Origin of the sequence: Echinicola arenosa, from assembly GCF_014841125.1 — a bacterium.
Lineage (GTDB): Bacteria > Bacteroidota > Bacteroidia > Cytophagales > Cyclobacteriaceae > Echinicola > Echinicola arenosa.
Genome location: NZ_JACYTQ010000001.1, coordinates 326,893 through 345,817, shown reverse-complemented (window position 1 = coordinate 345,817; position 18,925 = coordinate 326,893). Strand labels below are relative to the sequence as shown.

General features: G+C 40.6%; 12 protein-coding genes. 7 read left to right on the top strand and 5 right to left on the bottom strand.

From position 1 onward, the window contains the following. Window positions 1-80: 80 nt before the first annotated feature. The 4 genes from IFO69_RS01280 to IFO69_RS01265 all read right to left on the bottom strand — a co-directional run bounded on the left by IFO69_RS01280 (window position 81) and on the right by IFO69_RS01265 (window position 6,724). Window positions 81-1,628, bottom strand: a complete 1,548-nt coding sequence (locus tag IFO69_RS01280) for a RagB/SusD family nutrient uptake outer membrane protein (protein ID WP_192007176.1) — start codon at window positions 1,626-1,628, stop codon at window positions 81-83. Window positions 1,629-1,645: 17 nt separating this feature from the next. Next, on the bottom strand, window positions 1,646-4,990 hold the full coding sequence (locus IFO69_RS01275) for a SusC/RagA family TonB-linked outer membrane protein (RefSeq protein WP_192007175.1): 3,345 nt from the start codon (window positions 4,988-4,990) through the stop codon (window positions 1,646-1,648). A gap of 85 nt (window positions 4,991-5,075) precedes the next feature. Then, window positions 5,076-6,038 carry a FecR family protein gene (locus IFO69_RS01270; protein ID WP_192007173.1) on the bottom strand — a complete coding sequence of 321 codons (963 nt, stop codon included), beginning with the start codon at window positions 6,036-6,038 and terminating at the stop codon, window positions 5,076-5,078. Window positions 6,039-6,157: 119 nt separating this feature from the next. Continuing rightward, window positions 6,158-6,724, bottom strand: coding sequence for a sigma-70 family RNA polymerase sigma factor (locus IFO69_RS01265; RefSeq protein ID WP_192007171.1), 567 nt, complete (start codon window positions 6,722-6,724; stop codon window positions 6,158-6,160). Window positions 6,725-7,046: 322 nt separating this feature from the next. Here IFO69_RS01265 and IFO69_RS01260 point away from each other — a divergent pair, with 322 nt between their 5' ends. The 4 genes from IFO69_RS01260 to IFO69_RS21765 all read left to right on the top strand — a co-directional run bounded on the left by IFO69_RS01260 (window position 7,047) and on the right by IFO69_RS21765 (window position 8,498). Further along, on the top strand, window positions 7,047-7,523 hold the full coding sequence (locus tag IFO69_RS01260) for a nucleotidyltransferase substrate binding protein (RefSeq protein WP_192007169.1): 477 nt from the start codon (window positions 7,047-7,049) through the stop codon (window positions 7,521-7,523). Continuing rightward, entirely contained in the window at window positions 7,520-7,831 is a 312-nt protein-coding gene (locus tag IFO69_RS01255) for a nucleotidyltransferase family protein (RefSeq protein WP_192007167.1), read from the top strand. The genes IFO69_RS01260 and IFO69_RS01255 overlap by 4 nt, the downstream gene beginning before the upstream one ends. Before the next feature lie 203 nt (window positions 7,832-8,034). Next, complete coding sequence (locus IFO69_RS21770) at window positions 8,035-8,298, top strand: hypothetical protein (RefSeq protein WP_317173397.1); 264 nt, start codon at window positions 8,035-8,037, stop codon at window positions 8,296-8,298. A gap of 14 nt (window positions 8,299-8,312) precedes the next feature. Continuing rightward, window positions 8,313-8,498: a JAB domain-containing protein gene (locus IFO69_RS21765; protein WP_317173396.1), complete on the top strand. Its 186-nt coding sequence runs from the start codon at window positions 8,313-8,315 to the stop codon at window positions 8,496-8,498. Between the two features lie 228 nt (window positions 8,499-8,726). On the opposite strand, the gene IFO69_RS01245 is transcribed toward IFO69_RS21765, so the two are convergent. Continuing rightward, on the bottom strand, window positions 8,727-12,932 hold the full coding sequence (locus tag IFO69_RS01245; protein ID WP_192007165.1) for a hybrid sensor histidine kinase/response regulator transcription factor: 4,206 nt from the start codon (window positions 12,930-12,932) through the stop codon (window positions 8,727-8,729). A 291-nt stretch (window positions 12,933-13,223) separates the two neighbouring features. On the opposite strand from IFO69_RS01245, the gene IFO69_RS01240 reads away from it, so the two are divergent. The 3 genes from IFO69_RS01240 to IFO69_RS01230 are packed head-to-tail and all read left to right on the top strand — an operon-like array spanning window position 13,224 to window position 18,886. Continuing rightward, window positions 13,224-16,397 carry a SusC/RagA family TonB-linked outer membrane protein gene (locus tag IFO69_RS01240; RefSeq protein ID WP_192007162.1) on the top strand — a complete coding sequence of 1,058 codons (3,174 nt, stop codon included), beginning with the start codon at window positions 13,224-13,226 and terminating at the stop codon, window positions 16,395-16,397. A 16-nt stretch (window positions 16,398-16,413) separates the two neighbouring features. Beyond that, a complete protein-coding gene (locus tag IFO69_RS01235) occupies window positions 16,414-17,907 on the top strand; it encodes a RagB/SusD family nutrient uptake outer membrane protein (RefSeq protein ID WP_192007158.1) in 1,494 nt (497 codons plus the stop codon). 49 nt (window positions 17,908-17,956) lie between these two features. Further along, on the top strand, window positions 17,957-18,886 hold the full coding sequence (locus IFO69_RS01230) for a dihydrodipicolinate synthase family protein (protein WP_192007156.1): 930 nt from the start codon (window positions 17,957-17,959) through the stop codon (window positions 18,884-18,886). Window positions 18,887-18,925: the final 39 nt, after the last annotated feature.

Here is an 18,925-nt window from a genome sequence, read left to right as displayed (position 1 = left end):
CTTTAATAATCTTATATTATACATAGTAATTCAGTAATGAAACCCACCCTTTCAGGTAGTGAAAGGGTGGGGAAGCCAGTTTAGTAACCAGGGTTTTGAATAAGGTCAGGATTGAGGTCTATTTCACTTTTTGGAATAGGAAATAGCATACGGTGATCGTCCACCATGTAGGTGGAAGTGATCAAATAATCGAACCTTTCTTTTTGTTTGATTCCAAAGGCATTCATGGTGGATACTGCTTTTCCACTTCTTACCAGATCATGCCATCTGTGGTTTTCGAAGGCTAGCTCTACTTGGCGTTCATGAAGAATGATATCCCTGAGTTCTGTTTGATCAGAAACCGTTACTCTGTTTATGTTTTCTCCAAATGCCCGGTCTCTAACTTGGTTAAGGTATGATAATGCCTCAATGGATTTTCCCTGCTCGTTCAAAGCTTCTGCTAAGGAAAGCAGGGCATCTGCATAGCGAAATATAGGCCAGTTGTTATCTGTATTATTGGGAAGGGAATGTGGGGTGATGTATTTTTTGATATAAGGGACTCCTACTTTTCCCTCTTCAGGGACATAACCAACGATACTCTTGTTTGCCGTTATATCAAAATAGTTACTTGCATCATAAGTGCCTTCGGCGATTCCTATGGAAATATCCTTTCGCTTGTCACCCGGTTCAAATGCTGCAATAATTTCTGGTGTTGGAGTATTCCAACCTCCTGTTCCCGAATTATTTGTCGCCACACCGGTTACGATAGATGTATTGGTAGTTCTGGGAAGAAAACTGTAAACAAAGCCGTTTTGTTGGCCTCCTTGATCACCTTCTCTAAATTGGATTTCAAATAAAGACTCAATGCTGTTTTTTGAATTGATATTAAAAACATCTGCGTAGTTGTCCAGCAGACCATAACCTATAGCCTCTAAGCTTTTGAAAAGGGACTCAGCCTCTGCATAATTCCCTTGCCTTAAATGAACCCTTCCCAACAACATGGTAGCAGATCCCTTGGTAGCCATACCATTTTGAGGGAATTTGGAAGGGGCTGAAAGTTGGGCAATTGACTCTGTACAGTCCTGAATAATTTGCTCATAGACTTCTTTCTGGGAAGATTGAGCCAAAAATGCTCCATCGGTAGATGTTACCTCATGAAGATAAAGTGGGACATTTCCGAAATATCTTACCAGGTAAAAATAGTTAAGGGCACGGATAAACTTTGCCTGACCGCTGATATCATTGTAGGTTTCCTCAGGAAGAGATACACTTTCCAAATGGTCCAATACAATATTGGCACGGGAAATGCCTTTATAAGCATGGAAATATACGGCATTGCTATAGGAGTTAAATTCATCATCGTTGAAATCTGCAATGGACCTTCTGTAGATATAGGCGGTACCAAAGTTAATGTCTGAATACTCATAATGGGTATTGTCCGATCTCATTTCTCCCGTAAAAAAATCATTGACCAGTAAGTCCCTAAAAGGGGTGTAAGCTGCTGCCAATGCTTGGTAAAACTGTTCCTCTGTTTGGAAAAATGAATTCCCAGATTGTTGGTCTTCAGGTGCCAGGTCAATAAAATCCTCGCTACAAGAGAGCAGACCGATATTTAAAATGAACAACCAGTATATATTTTTTAATTTCATGATTACTTAGTTTTATTTTACTTCAATGTGACATTTACACCTAGGGAGAAGGTTCTTGGAACTGGATATCCATTCTCATCGATTCCTACCCCTTTGGTAGGGTCCATTCCCCCTACATTTATTTCGGGGTTCATTCCTGTATAGCCCGTGAGTACCAGGGCGTTTTGGATGGATCCGTATACCCTTAGTTTTTGAAGTACCGATTTTTTAAGCAAGTTAATGTTGTAGCCTAATGTAATGTTGTTCACAGACAGGTAAGTACCGTCTTCTATCCATTGGGTATTTACGGACCTGCCCAGGGCAGTTGTTCCGGATTCTGTTCGGGGTAACTCTCCCTTGCCAGGGTTCTCAGGAGATCTCCAACGGTCTTTGGCATCGACCAACATCATTCTTGCTCCATCGAGGTTCAACAAATAAGCCCACTTCACAGGATTCATGATTTTACCTCCAACAGCACCTTGCATGGATAAATTGAGATCAAAGTTTTTATAACGGAAATCATTGTTGAAGCCAAAAATAAAATCAGGTGTAGGGTCCCCAATAAAAGTCCTGTCATCTTCATTGATAATATTGTCACCATTTACATCTTTCATTTTGATCGTTCCTACATTGGAATGCATTCCAGATATTTGAAGCTGTGGAGATGAGGCCAGGTCTTCTTCATCCCGGTACAGGCCTTCGAAAATAAATCCATAGAATTCCCCAAGGGAATGGCCTTCCTGATGTCTATAGTAATCAGATGAAATGGTGTTGTTCCTTCTGATGTATCCTGGATCCACCAAGTCCTTGATTAAATTTCGATTAAAGGATAAGTTCACATTACTGTTCCATTGTAAAGCTTTGTCCACAGCCAGGATATTCATGGTGAATTCATGGCCCCAAAATTCTATCACTCCGATATTTGAGTTAATGGAAGTAAAGCCGGAAGCTCTTGGGATCGGACGGTTTTGGATCAAGCCATCTGATATTTTGTGATAATAATCATAGGAAAACTGAAGCCTGTTATCCAAAAGATTTATATCCAAGCCAAGGTCCAATTGCTTGTTTCGTTCCCACTCCAGTTTGGAGTTGCCCAAAGAACCAATAGTAATCCCCGGAACCAAAGTATCGTCAAAAACATAGTTGTACTCTCCAAGATTGGAAACATGTGTGTAGTTTCCGATTCTGTCATTACCGGTAATACCATAACTGCCCCTTACCTTCAGGAAATTTATGGCATCTATATTGTGAATAAAAGGTTCGTCACTTAGTATCCACCCGGCAGAAACAGAGGGAAATAAGCCGTACTTGGATTCATCTCCAAAGCGGGAAGAACCATCCCTTCTTACAGCCAATGACATAAAATATTTTCCCTTTAAATCATAATTAAGTCTACCTAACTGAGACACAAGAGAGTATTGTGTAGTGTTACTACTTCCTCCATTGATTGAGGTGGCTGCACTGATCCAACCAACTTCATCACTGGGATAGTTAGAGCCGGAAACATTATTGCTTTCTTGATCGAATTTTTGTGCAGAATATCCTGCCAACACTTCAAAGTGGTGATCACCTACCGTTTTTTTGTATTCCAGATTGGTTTCAGCTGTCCAAGAATAATTGTCCACTGAGCTACTGTAACCGGCAGCTAATCCATTTCCTTGAATGATTGAAGGGTAAAATCTATTACGTGTTTCTGCACCTTTGTCCACCGCAAGATTAGTGTTCAAGCTAAGACCTTTGATGAATTCGTAATTAAAATATCCGTTTCCTAAAATACGAGTGGTGTTGTAGTCATCCTTGGTTTCCAACATCCTGGCATAAGGATTAAGGGTTTTTACCATTCGTGGAGAATTGACATATAATGGATAGGAGCCATCTGGGTTTATGGGGGCAACTAAGGGACTGGACTCGACAATATCCTGAACGATTCCTCCTAACCCATCAGATCCAAGGCGGTTATTGTGGTCTTTTCTATAGCTGGGAGCCAAGCGAAAACCAATTTTAAAATTATCCCTTAATCTAAATTCGTGGTTAATTCTCAAGGAATATAATTGGGTTCCTGTATTGATAATTACTCCATCCTGCTTGGTATAGCCCGCGACCACAGAAGTCGAAGAATTGTTTTTTGCCGATAATACCGTTAAATTATATTTTTGGATGGGAGCTGTTTGAGTTAAAGTATTGAACCAATCCGTTCCAGCACCATAATCTGAAGGGTTTTCATAAGCTGGGTCCAAACTCCCAGAATAGCTTTCGTATTTTACTCTGTCCTCGTAGTGTTCCTTCTGGAACTGAGCAAACTCCTCTGCCGTCATTAGGTCTGGTACCTTGTTCTTTGGAATGGACTGAACGCCATAAAAACTGTTAAATTCTATACGGGAGTCTTCAAACTCCGCTTTTTTTGTGGTGATCAGGATCACTCCATTTGCTGCTCTTGAACCATATAGGGCTGCTGAAGAAGCATCCTTCAAGACCGTAAAGGTTTCAATTTCGGAAGGGTTAATATTGTTGATGCTTCCTGTAATGGGAATGCCATCGATAACCACCAATGGTTGGTTACTGGCATGCATGGATGCAGCTCCCCGAATTCTAAAACCAATTCCTCTTCCAGGCTGTCCATTGATCTGACTTACCTGCACACCTGCAATTTTGCCCTGTAACTGTTGGGCAAATTGGTTGACGGGTTGATCCTGAAGTTCAGATGCATCAAGCTGGGAAATGGCTCCGGTAATTTCCCTTTTTTCCTGTGTACCATAGCTGACCACAACAAATTCTTCAAGGGAGGAATCATCATTTTGAAGCACTACTGTTATATTATCTTGGTTACCGACTGTTATTTTTTGTGCTTTGTAACCCACATAGTCTATCACCAGAATAGATTGTGAATTTACAGTAATGGTGAAATTTCCATCAATATCCGTTACAGTTCCCTTTGATGTTCCCGATATTAAAATGGAAGCTCCCGGTAATGGTTCTCCTTCAGTGTTGGTGACCTTACCGCGCAATGTGGTTTCCTGATTTGCTTTGGATTGATCATAACCTATCCCAATAGTTTGATTGATCAATTTAAACTCAAAGCCAGTTTGAGAAGATATGTTGTTCAAAAGATTGCTAAGTGTGATCTTTCCTTTTGAGATGCTCAGTTCCTTTTGCAGATTAAATTCAGAATTATAGGAGAAATTAAAATCGGTTTGATTTTCTATAATATGCATCACAGAAGCCATGGTAAGATGGTCTTTTGTGATCGTTACCATCGTTTCACTGGGATCCTGCGCTATGGCATTTCCCGCTATACTTACTGACATACTTACAGCTAAAATTAGCGCAAGGCATAACATTCTTGTGGTTATCCTCATGAGCAGGATAATTTGGTTTTTTTTCATAATTTTGTTTTTCCTAAGAGTTTTAGATACTACATGTTTCTGGACTCGGTTATCAAGCCAAAGCTGTTCCCAGCAGCTTTGGCTTTTAACATCCGTTAGATTCTATAATTACAATTTTCCCATTTATTGAATAATTTATTTTAGTGGTGTATGAAATGATTTCCAGGAGTTCCTCTATGTCCATGGACTTATAGGTACCTGTGATGGAACATGGTTTTTTTCCGTCCTGTTTGAGAATAACTTCCACACCATACCAGTCCTCCAACTTTTTAGCAATTTGTGAAAGTGATTCTCCTTTAAAGACCAATTTTCCTTCCAACCAACCAAAAAACTGGTCATTGTCCTTATATGTATTTGTTAAAAGTGTGTTGTTCTGAAATATGGTCATCTGACCCTTTACCAAATGGGCCTCTGAACCACTCTTTGTGGTTACTTTTACCCTACCGCTTTTCACGACAACCGATTCCACACTATCAGAAATGGTTCGAACACTAAATGAAGTCCCCAGAACTGTTGTGGTTAAATGATTTGTACTGATTGTAAATGGCCTTTGCGGATCGTGGAAAACATCGAAAAATGCTTCTCCACTAAGGGCTACATCTCTGTTTTTTAAAAAATCCTTGTTTACTTTTAGTCGACTATTCCCATTTATGTGAACAATTGTTCCGTCTTGAAGCATTATTTTCTTACGTTCTCCTGCCTGACTAATGTAAGTTTGATATTCAGGAGACATCGGCCTGTCTGAAATGATTGTATATAGCAGGGAGCTGAACAGTAGGAAAATGGATATGGAAGCAGCAATTTTTATCCACTTTCTTTTATATAGATTATTCTTCTTGGGGGTGGAACGGAGCTTTTCCAAAGTCTTTTCGTATAAACTTTCTTTATATCCATCCTTATCGGACGAAGTGTAAATGACTACTTCCTCATCCTCATGGGCGTTATACCATTGGTTCAATACCTCCTTTTCAAATGGAGAAATAGTTCCTTTGAATGCTTTATCGATAAGCTTTACAATAGCTTCTTGATTGTGCTGTTCCTTTTTCATATATAAGTAAGTGACCAAAACATGGGGTCACTACTCATTAGGATCCGTGAATAAATTGTTAATAAAATACGAGAATGAATAAGATTTAATTAATATGAGGAGGGTGAGATCTTGGTAGATCAATGTAAAAATAAAAGAAAAAGTAGGGTAGGAGAATAGTCCTTTATCTCTGTTCTTAAAGTCGTCAATGACCGATGTAAACTGTTATGAACACTTTGTTCGGATATGTCCAGCCGGTCAGCTATTTCATTTCCTTTTAATCCTTCAAATCGACTAAGTTTAAAGATCAACTTTTGGCGATTGGGTAGTTTATCAATGGCGACCTCCAGGATGCTGTATAGTTCCTGAAATTCCATTTCTTTCGGATTATAGCTAAAGAGAGTCGAATTTAAATCGTTCAGCGAACTGTTCTTTTGCTCTTGTTTAATAACTTTAAATACATAATATTTCACTGAAGTGAGCAAATAGGATTGTAAATTGGTTTTGATAATGATTTTTGATCTTCTTCTCCAGAGGTCAGCAAAAACATCTTGAACAATATCTTCACAAATAATTTGTGAATGGATTCTCCTCATTGCGGCCGCAAGCATAGTCTCCCAATATTTATCGAACAAGAGCTTAAAGGCAAGCTCATCATTTTGCCTTAACCGATCAATTAGTTTGATATCGTCAAAAATTTTATCCATGTCCAAACACAAAAATAAGAGGTCGATCCGTTCAGGTTCAGAAAATATAATTACTAAATTATTAAGTATATTTTATTTTGGACTTTAAGGAACTGGGTATTCATTGAATATTTGGTAGAGAACGAATGAAAAAATTAGGGTATTAGACAGAGTCTTTACCTTTTTGGAAAGTATGTTGTTAAAGAGGCAAGCTATTTTAAGTATTTATTCGAACAGCGCATGTTTTTTAAATTAAAGGACTAATGCATTAATTCAGGTTATTTTTTGATTTAAAAAAAGGTTCTAATTTTGAATTGATGGATCAATAGATGTTTATTTGAATATGTCAAAAGATATAAGATGGGAGCAAAGGTTTGCCAACTACAATAAGGCCCTTCTCAAGCTTGAACAAGCGGTAGAGTATATTAGGGAAAATTATTATCATGAAGGCGAATATGATGAACAACTTTTCGAAAAAGGGGAGGATATTGTCAAGGAAGGTTTGATTCAGAGGTTTGAATATACCCACGAATTGGCATGGAATGTAATGAAGGACTTTTTGAAAGAAAGAGGGAATATTGAAATATATGGGTCAAGAGATGCCACCAGGGAGGCATTTAGTACAGGTTTGATCAGGGAAGGTAAAATATGGATGGAAATGATCCAGAGCAGGAACAAAACCTCGCATACGTACAATGAAGACACTGCCCAGGAAATTTTTTCTAAAATTTTAGAGGAGTATTTTCCTGAACTTTTAGCTTTTAGAGTCATTATGAAAGAAAAACGAAGAGGGGATCAAAAAGATATTTTTGAAGGATGAGATTTGGTCTTTTAAAAGAGGAAATAGAATCAATTAACAAGGTGTTTTCAGGGTATCCATCAATATCCAAAGTTATATTATACGGCTCCCGTGCCAAAGGTAACTTTCGTCCAGCTTCGGATATAGACCTTACAATCGAAGGAAATGGATTTGGGCTTAGCGATCTTTTTGAACTTGAAAATAAATTGGATGATATTCTTTTACCTTATAAAATAGATTTGTCAATAAAAGAGCATATTTCTAATCAGGAACTTTTAAATCATATCGAGCGAGTTGGTGAAATTTTTTATGAGAGGTTTAACTCTTAGGGGGATTAGATAAAACATTGCATTTTAATTAACCATTAATCATGTTACAATTTAGCTTGTGGGCTGCTGATGCGGCCATGAGCTTACGGCATAAACACTTTTCTGCCCACTAGGCCCTCCTTTATTCCGTTGCCACTTGGCCTTGATTGCCCTCAAGCTGGGGTGGTACCATAATTAATTTCTAACCATTAAAACGAAATGTTTTGGATACCAAGAACAAAGACATCATTTCCAATCAAGTAGCTGAAATCGTTCTAAGCTACCGTCCAAACTCTAAAGTTTCAGTGAAGCCCCAAATCGACTCTTCTTTAGCGGCCAATAGGATTTTAAGGGCCAATTGGGATGAATCGAAAATAAAGTTCATTGAAGAGTTCAAAGTTGTTCTGCTCAATGGGGCAAACTGGGTTTTAGGAATTGTTAATGCCTCATCCGGAGGGATCAGTGGGAAGGAGGTAGACCTGAAATAATCTTCGCAGCTGTCATGAAAGCATCAGCCATGATTCTTGCACACAACCATTCTTCTGGATGTCTGAAGCCCAGTCAACAGGGTATAAGGTTGACGGAAAAGATGGTGAAAGCAGGTAAGCTATTAGACCTACCGGTAATCGATCACCTTATCATTACTGGTGAGGGATACTATTCTTTCGCAGATGAAGGAGGGCTTTAAGGCCCTTTTTTATTGATACAAATTAAAATGTCTTGATTTGAAAGACTGTTTCGAAATTTCAATGTTTATTTTATAATTACCCGCAAAAATACCAGTAATCATGAATTCTTTGCTCAAGTGGTCTCAAGCCTGTCTAATTGTCCGTTAGAACTGAAGTTTGGAGACTGAAGTAGTTGATAATTTAATCAAACTGGTTTTTGAGAACAGCGACTTTTTGATATCTCCATTCTAACTTCCAAACTTGTTTTTTGAATACTGTCTTGGGCTACACCCAAAATGCTTTTGAAAGCACTTGCTAAAATACTTTGGATTATTGAAACCAACCATGTAGCTGATCTCTGAGATTTTATGATCACTTTGTAAGAGCAATTGTGCAGCCCTTTTTAGCCGAAGGGTCTGGATGAATTCATTAGGAGTATGATCGGTGGTGGCTTTTAATTTGTCAAATAATATTGTCCTGCTCATGCCCATTTCCCGAACAAACATTGTAATATCAAAATCTGGATTGTCCATATGCTTTTCGGCAATCTGGATGGCTTTTTCCAATAATTCAGTATCTGCTGGACTGATGGATATATCGGAAGGCATGATTTCCGGTTTTAATTTAAAAGCTTCCTTGAACTTTTCTCGGGTATGGAGCAGGTTCCGTATTTTGGCAATCATAAGATCTAATGGAAAAGGTTTGCTCAAATAATCATCTGCTCCAGATGAATAGCCTTCCAGTTGGTAGTCGTGATTACTTCGGGCAGTCAGAAGCAAAACAGGTATATGGCTTGTTTTGATTTCTTTTTTTAGAAGGGAGCACAGTTCCACACCGTCCATTTCAGGCATCATTACATCTGAAATAATGATATCAGGGAAACGAGAAGTAGCCACATGAAGCCCCTCCTTTCCATTGGAGGCAGTTAGGATTTGGAAGTGATCCTTTAAAGCAGACTTCATAAGGTAAAGAAGCTCCTCATTGTCCTCCACTAATAATAATTTCTTGTTCTTTAGTGCAGCATCTACGGAAGTATTGTCGTTTTTTGGATTAATGGAGGAGAGCATGTGTAAATCCAATGTGGACAATTCTTCTTCCAATGTAGGCCTTTCAGACTTCCCGGTGATCGGAATGGACCTTATTTCATGAGGTTGAAAGTGCTCCTTACCATTTCTAAGAAAAATCGAAAAGGCAGTATGGACGTCAGGGATACTGGACATGCTGATTTTTCCATGGTGAAATTCAACAATGTTCTTGCTCAGTGATAAACCTATACCGGTACCCGCTGTGATGTTACGATGTGGGTCTTCAATTTGGAAAAAACGTTCAAATATACGGTCTTGATATTTTAAAGGAATACCCTTACCATTATCCTCAACAATGATTTCAATTCCTTCAATATTGGTGTTGCCTTCAGTTAGGGTTCTGTTTTTAACCTGAACGGATATTTTTCCGCCATTCGGTGTGAATTTGAAGGCATTGTAACAAATATTGTAGGCCACTTTTTCCATTTGATCCAGGTCAAACCAGATTTTTTTTGGCAAGTGATCCTCCAAGATTAATTTAAAATCTATGTTACGTTGTTTCGCCAGTGCTTCAAAGGAGGCAAAAACACTTTTAAAGAAACTAAGGGGGTTGTATTCTTGGACCTCCAGTTTTAAATGCCCAGTTTCCTGTTTCCTAAATTCCAATAGTTGGTTAATTAGCCTGAGTAAGCGAGAGGCATTATTATGGATTGAGTTTAATTGCTGATGGATTTGATAAGATAAATCTTTTTGACGGATAAGCTGCTCAAGGGGGAGCTTGATAAGCATTAACGGCGTCCTAAGTTCGTGGGAAATATTGGTGAAAAACCTCAATTTTAGTTGGTTGATTTCTTCCTGTTTTTGGTTTTCAAGGCGTTCAAAACGAAGATCATTTTTCATTTTGATCCGGAAGCCGATGATAGATTTTACGAAATAGGCTATCAGGAGAAAAAGAATAATATATACCCAAAAGGCAATGGTGCTTTTGTACCAAGGTGGCAGGACTGACAGTTGTAACGTCCGCTCCTCTGAGCTTTGAAGGCCGTTTTCAGATGTGCTCTTTACCTTGAAGATATACTCGCCGGGCAATAGGTTAGAATAAGCTGCATAGCGCCTAGAAGCATCGGTATACACCCAATCTTTATCGAAACCCTCCAGCATGTAGGCGTATCCGATTTTTTCCTGTTGGTTAAATTCCATGGCACTGAACTCCAGTTCAAAACTGTTATGATCATCGTAGAGGGTTAGCTCATCCGTATAACTAATACTATTTGTAAGCAATACATTTTGTTCCACTGTATCGCCAGGATGAACCACACGGTTTAGTACGCGGAGTTTGGTCAATACAGGCTTTTTTGGACTTTGCGGAAGGCCTATTTGTTCTGGAAGGAATGCATTAAAGCCATTGGTACCACCAAAATACATTTTTCCATCGATTGATTTGAACGCAGATCCCAAATTGAACTCATTTGACTGTAAACCATCCTCGGCTGTATAGTTTTTGAAAGTACCCATTTCGGGATTAAAGGAAGACAGTCCTTTAACCGTACTGATCCAGAGTTGTCCACTATCATCCTCCAATACGGCTTTTATTACATCACTGGGGAGCCCATCATTTTCCCTAAAATGATTGAAATTTTGAGTAGCAGGATCCAGTTGGTTCAGGCCTCCTCCAAAAGTGCCTACCCATATGGCACCGTGTTGGTCTTCATGTAGTGAAGTGATAATATCATGGCTAATGCTTTGGTTATTGGACGGGTCATGTTTATAATACACGAAGGTATCTGTATCAAAATCATATCGATTAAGTCCTCCACCATAGGTTCCGATCCATAGCCTGTTCTTGGAATCCACCAATAATGTACGGACATCGTTGAAACTAGGGGTTCGTGGGTTGTTTGGACGATGGTAAAAAGGCTGAAATTGATTAGTGCTGGGGTCAAATCTGTTCAGTCCGCCTCCATTTGCCATGCCTATCCATAAGCTGCCATTACCATCTTCGGCAATTGCCCAAATTTCATCCTTACTTAGTGAAGTGCTGTCATGAACATCATGATGATATGCTTTCATTTTGTTTAATGAAGGTGAATATTGGTAGAGTCCCGATCCATCCGTGCCTATCCATAGTTTGCGGTGGCTGTCCTCAAAAATTACCTGAACATTGGTAGATCCCTGTCCAGAATTGCTGTTAAGGGGAACCTCACGAAAATTGTTGGCGCCATCCATTTTTACGTTTAACCCCCCATTGAACATTCCTACCCAAAGGTTTGCTTGATGGTCGATAAAGATTGATTTGACCATTTTTCCGGATAAGCTTCCCCGGTCATTGACCTGTGGACGATAATGTTCAAAGTGCTGAGAGGAGGGGTTTATTTTGTTAAGTCCCTCACCAGAATACATGCCGATCCACAAATTCCCATTTTCATCCTCTAGCATGGTATAGACAGATTTTCCATTCAAACTGTAGCTGTCACTTGGGTTGTCATCATAATGATAGACCGTTGAGGAATTGGTCTCATAGACAAAAAGGCCTCCACCCAATGTTCCGATCCAAATATTGCCTTGTTTGTCTTGTAAAAAGCTGGTGATATTTTCCTCTTCCAGTCCGGAAGAAGTTCTAAAAGGTTTGAACGATTTGCTTTCTGGAGCTTTTATGAAAACACCATGATTTTCTGTCCCTATCCATAGGTTTTTTTCATTATCCTCAAAGAACCCTTTTACTGACTTGACCTTTTTCCCGTGGTGATAAATGTCTATGGAGGAAAAGGTTCCTGTTATAGGATCTATTAACTGGGCTCCATGGTCATAGGTACCTATCCATATCTGCTGGCTACTGTCTTGAAATAACTGCCAGATATTGTCGTCAGCCAACCTTGAGTTGTCTTTGGTATAATGGGTGACTTTGAGCTGATCAACTAGCTTGTCCAAATGATGAATTTCTGATGAAGGGGGCAAATTGACTTTATAAATACCATCAGTCAATGTGCTGACCCATATATTTCCTTGGTGATCGATTAATAAAGAGCCTGTTTTTTTGGAGTTAATCAGTTCACTGTTTCGGATAGAACAAAAGGAAGCAGTTTTAGGATCATAGATATTGATGCCACCACCTTCAGTACTGATCCAGATATACCCGTTTTTATCTTGGGCCAATCCCCTGATCACGTTGTTGTTGAGGCTGTTTGGGTTTTGGAATTGGTGTTTGTAAACTGTGAACTGATAGCCATCAAACCTGGCCAATCCATCATCGGTTCCAAACCATAGGTAGCCCATGTCATCTTGGAGAATGGCCAAAATAGAATTCTGAGGAAGACCGTCCTGCGAAGTAAAATGGGTGAATTTATAAAAAGGGTGGCCTGTTCCCTGGCCAAATAATGCTGTACATGTCAATATCAGGAGGAATATTGAAATGCAAGGGCGATATAACATATCATCTGTAAACTTTATTGAACTTTCTAAACTAATTTTTTTCACTGATATTTTGGTGGATGCTGGTAAAGAAATTTATTTCCCGTACGATTTTATCCCTTTTTAAGTACAATATTTCACCTTGTTGGACTTTAGATGCCCTTTTTCAGGATTCCTGGCACCCATAATTGAAAATTTCCCTTGGTAGCTTTGTCAGGTAAGCTATTGTTATCGATTAGCAACTGTACAGTTATCACTTCAAAAGCTTTCAACATATATTACAGTTATCATCAAACTATAACCCAAAAGGATATGTACTGGAAAAATTACTTGAGAACATGTCTGATATTGTTTTTAGTGTTTCTCTCCGAAGGGCTTGTTGCCCAGGATACAAACATCACAGGCATTGTCTCGGACATCAACACAGGGGAAACGATCCCAGGAGTGAATATTTTAATAGACGGAACCTCCCAAGGTACCGTGACAGATTTGGATGGAAGGTTTTCCATCGCTGCCAAGACGGGAGATGTTTTGGTATTTAGCTACATAGGCTATGTTACCAAAAAAATCACAATCGATAATGAATCCAATATAATTGTTGGCTTGGAAACCGATTCCAAGCAACTGGACGAAATTGTCGTAATTGGATATGGTGAGCAATCCCGTGAGACACTGACTTCTTCTGTGTCCAAGCTCGACAAAAAGGTACTCGAGAATATTCCTTTTCCTAATGCGGCATCTGCATTGAAAGGAACAGTGTCGGGGGTGAGGGTACAGACCACCACAGGACAACCGGGAGCGGCCCCGAGGATCATTGTTCGTGGAGGAACCTCCATCAATAACCCTAATGGTGCCGAACCTCTATACATTATAGACGGGGTGATCAGGAACAATATGAATGATATCAATCCTGATGATATAGCGTCATTGCAGGTGTTGAAAGATGCCGCCGCGACGGCCATATATGGAGCCAGGGGATCGAACGGGGTGGTAATCATCACCACCAAATCTGGTAAGGTGGGCAAGACATCGGTTACCTATCGGTTTAATATCGGTGCTTCTCAGATGTGGAACCAGTATGATATGGCATCAGCAAGGGACTATATCTATTTTAATAGGAAAGGTATCTTGGCTACCTCAGAAAAACATCCCGAGCACCTTTTTAGGTTGGGTTTGGCCAATGGGTTTGGAATAGGAAATGATCTTTCCAATACCACCGCTTTTACTCCACAGTACCTAACATCTGAAAATGAATACAAACTTAATGAGGGTTGGCAATCCATGCCTGATCCAGCCAACCCAGATGAAACCATCATTTTTTCCGAAACTGATTGGCAGGATATACTTTTTAGGACGGCGGTGTCCCAAAACCACTATATAAATGTCAGTGGGGGATCGGAAAAGGCAAGATATGATATAGGAGTGGGTTATCTTGATAATGAAGGAGTTGCCATCAATACGGATTTCAAACGATTTACCACCCGTATGAATGGTGATATCCAAGTGAACGACAAATTGGGTGTATATGGAAGATTGAACTTTACATCCAGTTCCAATAGTCAAGTATATAGTGAGAACCAGCTATTTCAAAGGGCTTTGGGACTTCCTCCAACTGCGAAACTATACTATGAGGACGGGACACTAGCTCCTGGCCAGAATAGAAGTATGGGAAATCCTCTTTACCAACTTGGTCGGATCGATGCGCTTAATGCCACCCACAGAATGACTTTATCAGGAGGGGCCAATTGGGAAGTTTTTAAGGATTTTACCTTTGAGCCAATGGCTTCCTTATATTACGTCCAGACCACTGAAAATAGTTTCCAAAAATCATACTACAATGGGCCGACCCAATTTGTGGATTCCCGGAATGCTTCGGCTTATAATTCCACTTATTGGCAGAAACAGTTTGATGGTGTATTTAGCTATCAGAAAGTGCTGGGACTCCATAATTTCCAGTTCAAGCTGGGCGGATCATACTACGATAGACAAAACTATGCGGCAAGCGCATCTGGTAGGGGCGCAGCTTCTGACCTGATCCCAACGCTAAATGCATCAGCGGAGCCAACTGCAGTAAGCAGCTCATTGAGCCAGCAGGTTATTATCGGTTATTTTGGCAGGGTCAATTATGATTTTGACAAAAAATACCTGTTTTCATTTACCGCTCGTTACGATGGGGCATCCAATTTAGGGTCCAATAATTATTGGGGTTTTTTTCCAGGAATATCTGCAGGATGGAATTTACACAGGGAAGCGTTTTGGGCAAAGGTGCCAGAGACATTTTCGTCATTCAAGGTAAGGGCTTCCTATGGGGTGAACGGGAATATCGGTAATCTGTCTGATTTCCATGCCCAGGGATTGTATTCTGTTGGCAGCAGGTATAATGATCAAGCAGCTATCCAAAATAACAGAATGGCCAACCAGGACCTACAATGGGAGCGATCAGGAACATTTGACATAGGGCTGGATTTGGGATTGTTCAACGACCGGTTGAGCTTGATTGCTGACTACTATAACCGATTGACAGATAATCTTTTGACCAATTTGGAACTGCCTCAATCTACTGGCTTTAGCAGTATCCTGACCAATTTAGGTTCTTTGCGGAATGAGGGGGTAGAAATGGAAGTAGGTGCCACTGTTATCCAAAAACAGCATTTTGATTGGAATGTTTCTGCCAACGCCTCCTACAACATTAATACTGTGGTGGAACTGCCTGAAAATGATAACGAGAACAATCGGATAGGTGGTGTCTTGGTATATGACCAAATGACCGGTCGATACACATGGAAAGGAGGCTTACAGGAAGGCGGTTATATCGGTGATTTGTTTGCTTATCAACAGCTTGGCGTATATGCTACAGACCAAGAGGCAGCAGAAGGGCCTTATGACGAACTCGTCCCCGGAACCGACAAAAGCAAATTTGGAGGGGATGTGAATTGGGCAGACCTGGACGCAAATGATTCTATTGATAGTAGAGACAGGGTGTATGCTGGAAATATCTATCCCAAATGGACAGGAGGATTTACAAATACATTTAACTACAAGGGACTTTCGCTCACCATCCGTACTGATTTTGCACTGGGACATACCATTTACCATGAAACTAGAGCAAGGTTTAACGGTCAGTATCAGGGAGATATAGGGGTTTTGGAAGAAACGACTACTTCCTGGCAGGAACAGGGAGATGTGACCGATATATCTCGATATTATTGGGCAGACCAATTGGCACAAAACAATTCATTCCGTGGAAATACCTTCTACTATGAGAAGGGAGATTACTTGGCAATAAGGGAGTTGACATTGAGCTATACCTTACCAAAAAAATGGGTAAATGCTTTGAAAATAGGGAATATTAGGACTTACATGACAGGATCCAATCTACACTATTTTACCCAGTATACCGGCCTGAACCCTGAAGAAGGTGGGACGGATTCCGGAAGGTATCCCATTCCGAGGAGCTTCTTGTTCGGTCTAAATGTCAATTTTTAACCCAAATCGAAAAATCATGAAAAAAATAAAGAATAAATTAATACAAGCAGCGGCATGCTTGGGTGTTCTTTTGCCGGTAGCCTCATGTACTGGGAATTTGGAACTTACCCCAACCAGTGAAATCACTGTAGCCGGATTTTGGACCACAGAGGATAACGCCAAGGGGGCGCTTAACGGGATGTATGTTCGCTTTAGAGACCAGTCGGCCAGCAACCTTTTTACATGGGGAGAGGGACGCAGCGGAACATTGACCTATGGACTTCAAGCCTCCGAAGGCCTGGAAAGATATTTTGAAAATACGGTTGATCCCAATTTTGCAGGTCCGGACTGGCTGCGAATGTATACCGTAGTGCATGATGCTAATCTTTTGATCGAATATGTCCCTGGAATTGGGTTTACCAATGAAGCAGATAAAAACAGAATGCTTGCAGAAGCCTATACCATGAGGGCGTTTGTCTACTTTACCTTGGCCAAAACTTGGGGAGGGGTCCCACTGGTGACCAGTCCAACAGAAGGATATGATGCTGAAACAACTTTTAGGGAACGTTCCTCGGTGGAAGCAGTATTCGCTCAGGTAAAAGAAGACCTCAATACGGCCTTGTCACTTTATCCCGATAATTTGCTAGCTGCCGGAAAAGTATCTTGGAGCAAACCAGCTGCAAATGCACTCAAGGGGGATGTTTACCTTTGGACAGCTAAGCAGCTGGACGGTGGAAATACCGATTTTCAAACGGCGCTGGATGCCCTTCAAGAGGCAGATATTGCTGAATTGGACCTTATGCCTTATTATGATGATATCTTCCGTTATGATAACAAAGGCAACAATGAAATATTGATGGCCGTGCATTTTAGGGACCTAGAGTCCGGGACAAACTACAACAGTGGCATGTACATTAGAGACGATCAAATTCCTGCTGGGGCAGATCCGGAAGTAATTGCCCAAATTGGCCAAGGTGGTGGACTTAACCGGTGGGGACCATCGCCAGTGGTGACCTTTGCTTTTACCAATGGAGACCAACGCAAAAACGCCACTTTCCTAAGTATCTCCATTCCCAATGAAGATGGCCAAATGGAACCCTATGCAAATATAGTGACCAAACTAAGGGGATATCTCGACCCTTCTGGACGTAGGTTTCTAGATGATGTGATTTTGTACCGCTATGCGGACTTATTGCTACTGATAGCAGAGGCAAAAAATGCCTTGGGAATGGATCCAACAGAAGAAATCAACAAGGTAAGGTTAAGGGCCTATGGCGAGGACTTTGAAGACCACCGTTTTGTGGACATGGGGCAGGTTGCCAATGATGAGGCCATATTGCAGGAAAGACTGTTGGAGCTGTCCTTTGAAGGAAAAAGGTGGTGGGACCTTGTACGGTTTGATAAGGAATTTGAGTTAGTACCCTCCCTCCAAGGTAGGGAAAACGAGCAATACCTTACCTTATGGCCTATCTCTTTGAATACAATAAGTCTCAATTCAAAAATTACTCAAAATCCAGGATACGGAAATTAAGTATTTAAAGGCAGGAAGGGAATCCTTCCTGCCAATAAAAAAAGCAATCATGAAATTCGAAAAAATAATCGGGCTAATAGCGGCTACTTTTACACCATTTGACCAAGACGGAACGCTTAACAGTAGCAAAATTCCAGAGTTGGCTAAGTCATTAAATGCCAACCGTATGGCAGGGGCTTTTATTGCCGGTACTACTGGAGAAGGTGCCGCCTTGACCCACAACGAAAAAATAGAGTTGATTGAGGCATGGGCACCTTTTTCCTCTTCCGAATTTAAAGTGATGGCCATGCTAGGAGGAACCAACCAAAAGGAATCCATCTCTTTGGCGAAGAAGACCCATGAGTTAGGCCTGTACGGGATTGCGCTTACGGCCCCATATTACATACGGCCCAATTCGGTGAAGCAATTGGTGGATTATTTTGAGGGGATTGCCGCAGAGGCACCCGGTCAGGCATTTTATTTCTACCATATCCCTTTACTTTCCAAAGTGGAACTTCCAATGATGGACTTTTTGGAAGAGGCGGGAAGAAGAATACCCAACTTTGCAGGGATCAAATACACGCACAATGACCTAATGGAGTTTAACAAATGTCTACGCTATCATGGTGGAAAATATGATATTCTATGGGGATGGGATGAGACGATGCTGGCAGGATTGTCCATGGGGGCCAAAGGAGCAGTAGGCAGTACCTACAATTATGCTGGACCACTTTACCAGAACCTCCTAGAGGCTTTTCAGAAGCAGGATATGGAAACGGCAAGGCATTGGCAGGAAAAGTCCATTGACCTGATCAGCCTATTTGGTCAATATGGTGGAGCAGCCTGCGGAAAGGCCATTATGAAACTATGTGGTCTTGACTGTGGACAATTCCGCTATCCAGTAAAACAGCTGGACAAGGAAGATTATAGGAAATTGGAAAAGAGTTTGGACCAGCTCGGATTTTTCCAATTTAGTAGTAACGCAAAGAAGGGGCAATAGGACAAGCCAAGCTACCATTTGCAAATTAAACATTCATCC